The sequence below is a fragment of the Ruminococcus bicirculans (ex Wegman et al. 2014) genome (assembly GCF_000723465.1).
GTDB lineage: Bacteria > Bacillota > Clostridia > Oscillospirales > Ruminococcaceae > Hominimerdicola > Hominimerdicola aceti.
This window is the reverse complement of record NZ_HF545617.1, coordinates 14,252-26,640: the sequence shown is the minus strand read 5'-3', so window position 1 is coordinate 26,640 and position 12,389 is coordinate 14,252. Positions and strand designations below refer to the sequence as shown.

At 44.6% G+C, this 12,389-nt stretch carries 9 protein-coding genes; 4 read left to right on the top strand and 5 right to left on the bottom strand.

All coding sequences use genetic code 11. The annotated features are described in order from the left end of the window. Window positions 1-350 precede the first annotated feature (350 nt). Window positions 351-1,166 carry an Mrp/NBP35 family ATP-binding protein gene (locus RBI_RS10610; protein ID WP_041337156.1) on the bottom strand — a complete coding sequence of 272 codons (816 nt, stop codon included), beginning with the start codon at window positions 1,164-1,166 and terminating at the stop codon, window positions 351-353. A 249-nt stretch (window positions 1,167-1,415) separates the two neighbouring features. Here RBI_RS10610 and RBI_RS10605 point away from each other — a divergent pair, with 249 nt between their 5' ends. Beyond that, on the top strand, window positions 1,416-1,763 hold the full coding sequence (locus RBI_RS10605; protein WP_022287405.1) for a type II toxin-antitoxin system PemK/MazF family toxin: 348 nt from the start codon (window positions 1,416-1,418) through the stop codon (window positions 1,761-1,763). A 180-nt stretch (window positions 1,764-1,943) separates the two neighbouring features. Here RBI_RS10605 and RBI_RS10600 read toward each other — a convergent pair whose 3' ends face one another. Then, a complete protein-coding gene (locus RBI_RS10600) occupies window positions 1,944-2,693 on the bottom strand; it encodes a putative ABC transporter permease (RefSeq protein ID WP_051706846.1) in 750 nt (249 codons plus the stop codon). After that, on the bottom strand, window positions 2,693-3,946 hold the full coding sequence (locus RBI_RS14265; protein WP_051706843.1) for a DUF975 family protein: 1,254 nt from the start codon (window positions 3,944-3,946) through the stop codon (window positions 2,693-2,695). The genes RBI_RS10600 and RBI_RS14265 overlap by 1 nt, the downstream gene beginning before the upstream one ends. Before the next feature lie 255 nt (window positions 3,947-4,201). Here RBI_RS14265 and RBI_RS10590 point away from each other — a divergent pair, with 255 nt between their 5' ends. The 3 genes from RBI_RS10590 to RBI_RS10580 all read left to right on the top strand — a co-directional run bounded on the left by RBI_RS10590 (window position 4,202) and on the right by RBI_RS10580 (window position 6,458). After that, window positions 4,202-5,218, top strand: coding sequence for a stage V sporulation protein AD (locus RBI_RS10590; protein ID WP_041337155.1), 1,017 nt, complete (start codon window positions 4,202-4,204; stop codon window positions 5,216-5,218). Then, the gene (spoVAE, locus tag RBI_RS10585; protein ID WP_041337154.1) at window positions 5,218-5,574 is read left to right on the top strand and encodes a stage V sporulation protein AE; all 357 of its coding nucleotides are present in this window, start codon (window positions 5,218-5,220) and stop codon (window positions 5,572-5,574) included. The genes RBI_RS10590 and spoVAE overlap by 1 nt, the downstream gene beginning before the upstream one ends. Window positions 5,575-5,639: 65 nt before the next feature. Continuing rightward, window positions 5,640-6,458, top strand: a complete 819-nt coding sequence (locus RBI_RS10580; RefSeq protein ID WP_051706839.1) for an AraC family transcriptional regulator — start codon at window positions 5,640-5,642, stop codon at window positions 6,456-6,458. Window positions 6,459-6,739: 281 nt separating this feature from the next. On the opposite strand, the gene RBI_RS10575 is transcribed toward RBI_RS10580, so the two are convergent. After that, complete coding sequence (locus RBI_RS10575; RefSeq protein WP_041337153.1) at window positions 6,740-7,945, bottom strand: LL-diaminopimelate aminotransferase; 1,206 nt, start codon at window positions 7,943-7,945, stop codon at window positions 6,740-6,742. A 130-nt stretch (window positions 7,946-8,075) separates the two neighbouring features. Next, entirely contained in the window at window positions 8,076-12,131 is a 4,056-nt protein-coding gene (gene carB / locus RBI_RS10570) for a carbamoyl-phosphate synthase large subunit (RefSeq protein WP_081856044.1), read from the bottom strand. Between the last annotated feature and the right edge of the window lie 258 nt (window positions 12,132-12,389).

Below are 12,389 nucleotides of genomic sequence, written 5' to 3'. Positions count from 1 at the left end.
ACAAATTCGCTGTGCCGCAAAATCGCTACGCTCTTTGCGGATTTTACGTTGTGCTATGGGATAGAAAAAGCGGTGCAGAGTTTTTTTACTCCGACACCGCTTTGATTTTGCTTTTAGTTTGTTTTTCTTCTATTGCTTTTCTGCACCGCTTTTGTAGGCTTGCGCCTATTGAGGCTCTGCCTCAAACTCCGACAGGGCTTTGCCCTGTACCCACAATGGGTTTCACCCCTTGACCCTGACCAGGGGCGTGCCCCTGGACCTTTTGCTCGCTACGCTCGGTGTTGACTTTTACTTTATGCTTGTGATTTACTCGGTTTGGCTATGCCATTCCTCACTCCTCACTTCTCACTTTAACCGAGAAGTTTATCCGCAATGGAATCCAGCCAGCCGCCCTCGACTTCTTCTATCTCACCGTTATCGCAAGCTTTCGCAAACTTCGGGTCTATAGGCATTTTCGCCACAGCGTCGATACCAAACTTCACTGCCGCTTCGTCCACATGGCTCTCACCATAGATATTATGCTTCTTTCCACAATCAGGACACTCAAAATATGACATATTCTCCACTATTCCAAGCACCGGTACTTTCATCATATCCGCCATATGCACCGCTTTCTCGACTATCATGGAAACCAATTCCTGTGGCGATGTGACGATAACTATGCCGTCAACCTTAATGGATTGAAAAACTGTCAGCGGCACATCACCTGTTCCTGGTGGCATATCTATAAACATCACGTCAACGTCGTTCCATGCCACATCTGTCCAAAACTGCTTCACTGCGCCTGCAATAACAGGGCCACGCCATACAACAGGGTCAGTTTCATTTTCAAGAAGCAGATTAAGGCTCATTATCTCAATACCGGTCTTGCTCACCGCAGGGATAATGCCATACATATTGGTATTAGCTCTCTCGTGGATATTAAACGCTGTCGGTATAGACGGGCCTGTTATGTCAGCGTCCAGCACAGCGGTCTTAAAACCACGTCTTTGTGCCGTTACTGCAAGCATACTCGTTACCAAAGACTTGCCTACGCCACCCTTTCCACTCATTACTGCATATACCTTTTTCACAGAGCTCGCAGCATTAAGCTCCTCTTTCAAGCTCTTTTTATCAGAGCATTTTGAAGCACAGTTTTCGCAATCATGTGTGCAGCCTTCGCTCATAGAATCATTCCTTTCAAGGCATTTACGCCTTTATTTACTATGTTAAGTATATCACTTTGACCGTGAAAAGTCAACCAATACTGACTTTTCACCCAAAGCACTGCTGCCGCATAAAATAAAACAGCCCTGCACCTTGTAACAAAATAGATACTTTGGTATAATACCCCGATAATAAGGCAATAATAGGAACAAGCAGGAGCAAAAGCCTGCAAATCAAGGCGAAAGCCCATAGAATAGGAGTGTTTACAAGTGACTGTACACAGGGGCGATATATATTATGCAGATCTCAGCCCAGTGGTAGGCTCAGAGCAAGGCGGTATGCGACCGGTGCTGATAGTACAAAATGACATAGGCAATAAGCATTCACCCACAGTGATAGCAGCGGCAATAACGAGCCGCCTTGATAAAGCGAAACTGCCGACACATATAGAAGTTGGCGGCGGCACCTGCGGACTAGCGAAAGATTCCGTGGTATTGTTGGAACAGATCCGTACATTGGACAAGAAAAGGCTAAAGGAGAAAATGGGAACACTTGACGTAAGCTCCATGTCCGCAGTAAATTCGGCATTATCAATAAGCTTTGGATTAAAACTCTAATTAAATGAGGAATGAGGAGTGAGGACTGAGGAATGGCATAGCCAAACCGAGTAAATCACAAGCACTAAATAAAGAACAAAAGATAAAGCGGTGTCGGAGTGAAAACTCTGCACCGCTTTTCTATCCCCAAAAAATCCGTAGGGACGGTCAAAAACCGCCCTTCTAAAAATCATATCAAACCTATCCGAGAATATCAGAGTGTAGCAATAATAATTCCTCACTCCTAACTCCTAGCTCCTCACTAACCACGACCCTGTGAAAAGGCAGATTGTAAGCCGCATAATCAGTTATGCCCTTGCCCTGATTAGGATTAGCCTTTGAGTAAACAGCGTCACAACAGAATAATACAACAAGTATCACGCACGCCGCAAACCTTGCCTTGAATGGTATCTTCTTCAAAAGATCATCAAAAAACGGTGCCATGATGTATATTCCTGCACAGCCTGCAAAGCCAAATATCAACGCTCCCTCAAGACATATCCTGCCATTGATGTTGCAGAAATATCCCGTGTAATCCCAATATTTCATGTGCTTGAACGTTTCAAGATACCAGCTCGTTACGTATTCGACCACCGAGCATAACCCCACAACAAGGAAAAAAGTCGCCACATGGTGGTCTATGAACCGCTTCAGCAGTATGATACCGCACACACCGCCAAAACCATATATAGGAAGCCATGGACCAAACATGGTTCCTCGATTGACGAAAACTCCGTCCTCAACGATGTGTATGCCCACTTCCCATATCCAGCCTATAAATGCGAATATGAAAAACAGCAGTATATACGTCATTAGTGTATAGTTTCTGTGATAGTCACGGTGAACTATAGTCTTGTTGGCAAATCGGCTGAAATGCGCCTTTCTGTCTACCGCAAGACCGGGGTATTGCTCAAATTCCCGCAGATCGTCAAGCGTCAGCGTTCTCTCCATTATTCACCGCCCCCATTCTCATTATTTTCAGGCACTTTTATCGTGCATATCGGTATGCTTCTAACAATGTCAGGATTTTCGCCCTTTTGTGCAGCTTCCTCAGCCATAAGCTCTTCCAGAAGGTCAAGGTCAAGCAGCTTGTCATTAAGCTCCTCATAGCCCTCTATCTTGTTCTTGATAGCCTCACGCCTTAGCTGTAAATACACCTCTGCGTCTATTGCAGTTGTGTATGGGTTAGACCAGAATACTCCCACCGCACCGAAAGATATGCTCGAAAGCAGTGTCCAGCCTATCATAGAAAGATCCACCTTGAAAAGCTGCCACTTGTATCCCCTAGTCATGGCGATAGAAAGCTTTATTGCCTTTCTCGTCTTGATGTTAGGGTTTTCCGCACATATGAACGGCACCATTGAATAGGCATAATGTTTTATAGGATATCCCACGATAGTAAATGCCCATAAGGTCTGATATATGCTGGTTACAAACATAGTCCTTGCGGGGTGAAGCGTTCTCTCGCGGAAAAGAAAGCCTAGTCTGCCTATCTTCGTTTTCTTGTATGTGTGATTTTCAAGGAAAAATCTTCTCTCACATACCCAAAGCACATTCACTATGAATATGGTGAACATCAACTGGAAAATAAAATACACGAATGAAACTATAGTATCCCATGTGGATTTTTTTCCTAAAACATTCATTATCGCCGTAAGCAATGAAAACTGATAGGAATTAGAGTTTGTTGCACTGTCAAAATAAACCGAAGCAGAGGCTGTAAAATTATTGAGCCTGTCATTAAGATAGGTCTGTGCCTTTTCCTTTGCATTTCGGCTAAAAGAAAAAGCGTCTGCCAGTGCTTCCAGATTAGAAGTGTCGTTTGATGAACCAAAGAACGTGACTTCCTTTGAATTTAGCCCGTCAACTCCGTTTTTTTTATAAGCGTCCAGCCACTTTTTTACAGCGTCAGGATTGTCTATCTGCCACTTGTCACTGACCTGCTCTGCCGTAAGATCATTTTTAACCATATCCTCAATGATCTCTTCCTTATCTTCGGCGTCATATTTAAGATCAGCAACGTGAGAATTATCATAGCTTGACACATTCTGCGTGGTCGAGCCATATTCTCCTGCAATAAATACCATTATGAAGCACACTGCTATGCAGGCGATATAATTTCGCTTCACCCTGCCTTTAGCCGAATGCTTTATTTTTTTTCGGTCAAGCTTTATGACCACCGGCATATCTTCATTTTTCTTCATTTAAAACTATGCCCCCGACGGGACATATCCTCCCTTCACACATACCACTTAACAAAACACTACATAATCAACAATAAATCGACTATTTAATTATATCTTTTTTTTGTGAATATGTCAACGATTTTGAGATCAAAACAAGCTTATTTTAAGATAGTTTTAAGTTTACGTTTAAAATGCCAAACTTTTTTTGCATATTTTCATCTGCAATGTAGAAAATAACATCAAATGACGATATTCATCAATAGGAGTGATAAAATGAAAGCCACTAAGCTTATGAAAACCTCACCCTCTGTCATCTCTTTCGCAGCCATAGGCGGCAAGAAAGAAAACGAAGGACCTTTGGGCGACTATTTTGACAAAATAAATGACGATCCCTATTTATCCACAGATAGCTTTGAAAAGGGCGAAAGTCAGCTTCAAAAGCAGGCAGTGCTTCACGCTTTGGATAAAGCCGCCCTCTCTCCCGAGGATATAGACGTGCTTTTCGGCGGTGACCTGCTAAATCAGTGTGTCGGCACTACCTATGGAGTAAGAGCCTTTGAAATGCCCTTTCTCGGCATTTACGGAGCCTGCTCCACCATGGCGGAGGGACTTCTCCTCGCCTCTCTTTTCGTTGACAACGACCTGGCAAAAAAAGCAATGGCGGTCACATCTTCCCACTTCTGCACCGCTGAAAGACAGTACCGCTTTCCCCTCAACTACGGTGGACAGCGTACTCCCACATCTCAGTGGACAGCCACAGCCTCAGGCTCATTGGTGGTTGCCCCCTCGGACAAGCCCCCCTACATCAGGGGCTGTACTATCGGAAAAATAGTTGACTTGGGCGTGAGCGACGCCAACAACATGGGTGCAGCCATGGCACCTGCAGCCTTTTCCACCATAAGCACATTTTTCACCGACACAGGCATGACCCCCTCCGACTTCGATTATATCGTCACAGGCGACCTTGGCAAAGTTGGAAGCCGTATTCTCTGTGAGCTTTTCGAGCGTGAAAATATAAATATCCGTGACAATCATAAAGATTGCGGTATGATGCTCTATGACTTTGACGAGCAGGATATCCACGCAGGGGGAAGCGGCTGTGGCTGTGCAGGAAGCGTTCTGTGCGGCTATTTTCTCCCGAAGCTCCGTGCAGGTGAAATAAAAAATATCCTCTTTGCTGCCACGGGTGCGCTAATGTCACCAACAGTAAATCAGCAAGGGGAATCTATCCCCTCTATCTCACATCTCGTGTGGCTGTCAGGGGAAAAAGATATGAAAGGAGCAAACTAATGGACTATCTATGGGCTTTTCTTATAGGAGGTCTTTTTTGTGCCATAGGACAGGTGCTTATGGACTTCACAAAACTGACCCCCGCACGAATACTGGTGGCATACGTCACAGGCGGCGTGCTTCTAGGTGCGCTGGGACTTTATAAGCCACTTATAGACCTCTCAGGCTGTGGCGCAACTGTCCCTCTCACGGGCTTCGGCTATCTTCTCTATAACGGTGTCCGTGAACAGATAGATAAAATAGGCTTCCTAGGCATTTTCACAGGGGGACTTACCGCCTCCGCCGCAGGCATAACTGCAGCCATGACATTCGCCTTTATCTTTTCGCTTTTCTTTAAAAGCTCGGCAAAAGAATAGTTTTATCTTGACAAACCCCAAACCCAGTGGTATTATAAAGATATGTAAATTGGGGGTGCAGAATAATGTACAAACAGATATATCCCGTCATAGGCGACGAAAAAAACCTGCCCTTTTATGTGGTAGGTCTGGGACTTGAAAGCTGGCAGTTTCCAATAAAACGTGCAGATGGCTACGAGTACCCACAAATATTTTTGTCACGCTCAGGGGAGGGCGAGGTCATAATAAACGGAGAAACCACAAAAATACCGCCCGATACTGTTTTCTATATCCCCCCATTCTGTCCTCATGAGTATCATGCGCTAAGCGATGCGTGGTATCTGGATTGGATAGCCTTTTCCGGCTCACAGGTCATTCCCCTCTTGGAGCAGTGGAAGCTTAATAAGTTCACCGCCATTCAAGGGGTAGATATGGACAGATTACGCCGTATCATAACACGCATCTATTATACTCTGAAAAGTGATAAGCTTTATGGCAATCATTACGCTTCAGCACAGCTTTACGACTTTCTTATAGAATATCGTAAAATAGCTGATAACAGGCTCTCGTCATTTTATACCGCACAATCTGTTGCCCTGGCAGACGTATTGCAGTATATTGAAGAGCATTATCCGGAGCAAATAAAGCTTAACGAGCTTGCAAAAATCGCAGGAGTATCCGAGCAGCACTTATGCAGACTTTTTAAGAAAAATTTTCAGCTCAGACCTATGGAGTATCTTGCGCAAGTAAGGGTACAGCACGCAAAGGATCTGCTTGTGTATTCCAACAAGACCATAGGCGAGATATCAGATGAAACGGGCTTTCAGGACGGATCTTATTTCTCCGTGGTATTCAAACGGTATGAAAATATGACTCCGGGAGAGTATCGAAGAATAAAGGTGTAGGCTAAGTGAGGAGTGAGGATTGGCATAGCCAAACCTAGCAAAGAGCCACTACCAAGTAGAAGAAACACAAACTAAAGCAAATAACAAAGCGGTGTCGGAGTAAAAAATCTGCACCGCTTTTACTATCTCATTTTACAACCCCACCACGCAAAGAGCGAAGCGATTTTGCGACGGTAGAATTTGCGAACAAAAAAAAGAGCGGTCAAAACCGCCCTTTTAAAATCATATAAAACCTATCCGAGAATATCAGAGTAAAAGCAAGAATAATTCCTAACTCCTCACTACTTAGAAAGCAGCTTCTTTATTCTCTCCATAGCCTCAACAGTTCTGTCCTTATCACCAAAAGCAGTAAGTCTGAACCAGCCTTCGCCATTCTTGCCAAAACCTGCGCCAGGTGTGCCAACAACATTTGCATTCTCAAGAAGATAATCAAAGAACTCCCAAGAACCCATGTTGTTAGGGCATTTCAGCCAGATGTATGGCGAGTTCTTGCCGCCTGTGTACTTAATACCAAGCTCGTCAAGTGTGGAAGCCATTACCTTTGCGTTGTTCTGATAGTATTCAATGTTTGCTCTTGTCTGCTTCTGACCCTCCTCAGTGAATACAGCCGCAGCAGCACACTGAACAGGATATGATACACCGTTGAACTTTGAGCCTTCACGTCTGCCCCAAAGCTGAGCGATAGAAACTTCGCTGCCGTCAGATGCCTTAACAACAAGCTCGTGTGGGATAACTGTATATCCGCATCTCATACCTGTGAAGCCTGCTGTCTTTGAAAGTGAGCACATCTCGATAGCACATTCCTTTGCACCCTCAACAGCAAAAATACTTCTTGGTACGTCCTTTTCTGTAATGAATGCCTCGTATGCAGAATCATAAATGATGATAGCGTTGTTCTTCTTTGCATAGTCTATCCAAACTTTAAGCTGCTCCTTAGTGTAAACAGAACCCGTTGGATTGTTAGGTGAGCAAAGATAAATAATGTCGCACTTTACGTTCTCGTCAGGCATTGCCGCAAAGTTGTTCTCCTCGTTTGAATCAGCATAAATTACCTTTCTGCCGTTCATAAGGTTCGTGTCAACATAAACAGGATATGCAGGGTCTGTGATAAGCACTACATTGTCGTCACCGAAAATGTCAACAATGTTTCCGCAGTCAGACTTTGCACCGTCGTTTATCCTGATATCGTCAGCAGGAATGTCAACACCGAAGCTCTTGTAGTAGCCTGCAACAGCCTCTTTCAGGAAGTCATATCCTGCACCGCTGTCCTCATAGCCCTTGAATGTTTCCTTGACGCCCATTTCGTCAGCGCCCTTTTTCATTGCCTCAACAACGCACTTTGCGATAGGCTGAGTAACGTCGCCGATACCCATTCTGATAATGTCAGCCTCAGGGTGTGCCTCAGTGAAGGCCTTTACCTTCTTGGCAATGTTTATAAAAAGATAATTCTTTTCCAGCTTGAGAAAATTTTCGTTTATACTTGGCATAATTCCAACTCCTTTTCATTTTTGCGACCCGAAGTTTCACGGGTCAAACTTATAAAACGCACACAGCCGCAAAGCACATTCAAAACGCTCTGCGGCTGCCGCTTTTTTAACGCAGTGTCCGCTGCGAAATTTACATTACGATGTGACCTGAAAATACTGTTACAGCGTCGCCTGTAAGATATACAGCCTCGTCTGTGTATCTTATCTTAAGAGTGCCTCCCTTAAGTATAACAGATATCTCCTCGTCCTTTTTGCAGAATCCGTTAAGAACAGCCGCAACTGCTGCTGCACAAGCACCGGTGCCGCAAGCCCAAGTTTCGCCGGAGCCTCTCTCCCATACTCTCATCTTGAGTGTGTGGTCATCGATCACCTTGATAAACTCAGCGTTCACTCTCTCAGGGAATATCTTGTCATGCTCGAACTCAGGACCTACCTTGTCAATGTCAAGGCTGTCAACATTGTTCATGAATACAACAGCGTGTGGGTTGCCCATTGAAACGCAGGTGATGTTGTAGTCATTTCCTGCAATGTTCACCTTTCTGTCAACTACCCTGCCGTTCTCGTCAGGCTCAAGTTCAACAGGAACAAGGTGAGGAGCAAGAATAGCCTTGCCCATGTTTACAGTAGCACCGCTTACCTCACCGTAGTGACGGATAAGTGAAACTGTCATGATACCCGAAAGTGTTTCGATAGTCATTTCGTCCTTGTCAACAATGCCGTTATCTCTCATGAACTTAGCAACGCATCTGATACCGTTTCCGCACATCTTGCCTTCAGAACCGTCAAGATTGAACATTCTCATCTTAGCGTCTGCGACCTTTGAACGGCAGATAAGGATAACACCGTCACCGCCGATACCGAAGTGTCTGTCAGACAGATTGAGTGCCAGGCCCTCAGGATTGTCTATTCTCTGGTCAAAGCAGTTGAAGTAGATGTAGTCATTGCCGCAGCCCTGCATCTTAGTGAACTCAAATGTCTGCTTTTCAGTTCTCATGTTGTTGATATCAACTATCTCAGTAGTTGACTCAGTGTATTTACTTCTGATAGATGCCGCAATAGCGTTTGCAGTGTCGATAGAAGTCAGACAAGGAATGTTCCACTCAACAGTCTTTCTTCTTATCTTAACAGAATCTCTTGTAGGTATTCTTCCCTTTGAAGAAGTTGAGATAACATAAGCTATCTTTCCGCTCTCGATAAGTGTGAGAGTGTTGTTGTCCTCGTTCTCGTGTATCTTTGCCACTACCTCAGCGTCAATGCCGTGCTCGTGAAGCACCTTAGCAGTGCCGTTTGTAGCGTATATCTTAAATCCAAGGTCAGCGAACATCTTAGCTGTCTGTGGTATCTCGCCCTTGTCAGAATCTCTGACAGTGATGAATACTCCGCCCTTCTTGCCAAGCTTGTAGCCCGCAGCAGTAAGACCCTTATACAGTGACTCTTCAAGAGAATTAGAAACTGCAAGCACCTCACCTGTTGACTTCATCTCAGGTCCAAGGTGGTTGTCAACGCCGATAAGCTTCTCGAATGAGAATACAGGAACTTTAACGGCAACATATGGTGAATTTCTGTAAAGGCCAGTGCCGTAGCCCATGTCCTTGAGCTTTTCGCCCAGCATACACTTAGTTGCAAGGTCTACCATAGGAACGCCCGTTACCTTAGAGATATAAGGGATAGTTCTTGAAGAACGTGGGTTTACCTCGATAACATATATCTCGTCATGGTATGCAATATACTGAATATTTACAAGACCCTTTGTGTTAAGTGCGATAGCAAGCTTCTTTGAGCATTCGATAATTCTGTTTATCAAGCTGTCAGAAACATTCCATGCAGGATAAACCGCAATAGAGTCGCCTGAGTGGATACCTGTTCTCTCGATATGCTCCATGATACCAGGGATAAGAATATCCTCGCCGTCACAGATAGCGTCTATCTCAAGCTCAGTGCCCATAAGATACTTGTCTATAAGTACAGGGTTCTCTATTCCCTGGTCGAGAATGATAGCCATGTATTCCTTGATATCGTCATCGTTGAATGCGATTATCATGTTCTGTCCGCCGAGAACGTAAGAAGGTCTCATAAGAACAGGATAATGTATCTTATTTGCAACTTCAAGAGCCTCGTCACAAGTCATAACAGTGAAGCCCTGAGGTCTCTTTATTTTCAGCTGTTCAAGCAGCTCGTCAAATCTCTCTCTGTCCTCAGCAGCGTCGATAGCGTCAGGAGGAGTACCAAGAATGTTTACACCATGTTCAGCCATATGCTTTGTAAGCTTGATAGCAGTCTGTCCGCCGAATGCCACAACAACGCCGACAGGCTTCTCAACTCTGATGATGTTCATAACGTCCTCGTCGGTAAGAGGCTCGAAATAAAGTCTGTCAGCAGTATCAAAGTCAGTTGAAACTGTCTCAGGGTTGTTGTTTACGATAACAACGTCATATCCCTTTTCTTTCAAAGCCCATACGCAGTGAACAGACGCATAGTCGAACTCGATACCCTGACCTATTCTGATAGGACCTGAACCGAATACTATAACAGTCTTTCTGTCATGACCTCTGTTTGCAATGAACTCGCTTGCCTCGTCCTCGTTGTCATATGTTGAGTAGAAGTAAGGTGTCATAGCCGCAAACTCAGCCGCACAGGTATCAACCATTTTAAATACAGCATGAACAGGCTTTTCTATCTTCTTGCCGGTTATCTTCTCAATGACCTTATCAGTATAGCCTATCTTCTTAGCTTCAAGATAAGTTTCCTCGTTGAAGTCATTTTTGAGTGTCTTTTCCATGTCGATAAGCTTGCAGAGCTTGTAGAGAAACCACTCGTCTATCTTAGAGATGCTGTGTATCTCATCAACAGAAACGCCACGTCTGAGAGCCTCGTATACAACGAAAAGTCTTTCGTCTGTGCAGTCAGAAAGTCTGTCATGGATAGTCTTGTCATCAAGGTCAAGCATCTTAGGTGAGATAAGGCAGTCATGACCTATCTCAGCTCCTCTTACAGCCTTCATTATAGCCTGCTCAAAAGTTGAGCCGATTGCCATAACTTCACCAGTAGCCTTCATCTGTGTACCAAGCTCACGCTTAGCATAAACGAACTTGTCGAAAGGCCACTTAGGGAGCTTAACAACAACATAGTCAAGGGCAGGCTCAAAGCAAGCATAAGTCTTGCCTGTTACAGCATTCTTTATCTCGTCAAGAGTATATCCTATAGCTATCTGAGCTGCGACCTTAGCGATAGGATAACCGGTCGCCTTAGAAGCAAGTGCGGAAGAACGTGAAACTCTAGGGTTTACCTCGATAACAGCATACTCGAAGCTATCAGGGTTAAGAGCGAACTGACAGTTACAGCCACCCTCTACTTTAAGAGTATCGATTATCTTCAAAGCCGCAGAACGGAGCATCTGATATTCCTTATCAGCCAGCGTAACAGCAGGAGCGATAACGATAGAGTCGCCTGTGTGAACACCAACAGGGTCAAAGTTCTCCATTGAGCAAACCGTGATAACGTTGCCCTTAGCGTCTCTCATTACCTCGAACTCTATCTCTTTCCAGCCTGCGATACATTTCTCAACAAGCACCTGAGTGATAGGTGAAAGATAAAGACCATTTCTTGTGATCTCTTTCAGTTCTTCTTCATCATTAACTATACCGCCGCCTGTACCGCCAAGTGTAAAAGCAGGTCTGATGATAAGAGGATAACCGATACCAGGCTGATTAGCGAAGTCTACAGCGTCCTCAACAGTATTAACGACCTTTGAAGGGATACATGGCTGACCGATAGACTCCATAGTGTCCTTGAACATCTGTCTGTCCTCAGCCTTATCGATAGTTTCAGGGTTAGCACCAAGAAGCTTAACATTATACTTGTCAAGGAATCCCTCCTTAGCAAGCTGCATAGAAAGCGTAAGACCCGTCTGACCGCCAAGGGTAGAAAGCAGGCTGTCAGGGCGTTCTTTTTTGATAACTCTCTTAACAGTTTCAAGAGTAAGCGGCTCAATGTATATCTTGTCAGCCATAGCATTGTCCGTCATGATAGTAGCAGGGTTAGAGTTTATAAGAATAACCTCCAGACCCTCCTGCTTGAGCGCACGGCAAGCCTGTGTACCTGCATAGTCAAACTCAGCGGCCTGACCGATAACGATAGGACCCGAGCCGATAACGAGAACTCGCTTTATATCTTTATTTAAAGGCACTTAAATTCAATCCTTTCTGAAAAGTTTAGGGAAACACTGAAAGTGAGGAGTGAGGAGTGAGGAGTTATCCCTTCTCACACTCTCGAAAACCGCACCCAGCAGCCCTCTGTGTTAAAGCTTAACGACCTCAGTAAAACATAATGTAGGGGCGAACAGCGTTCGCCCGTTCACTATCACGACCGCCCCATATAAAAGCCGCTCGAATAATGAACACTACAATAGTCATATCAAACACATTCCGTCAGCCACGGGCGAACA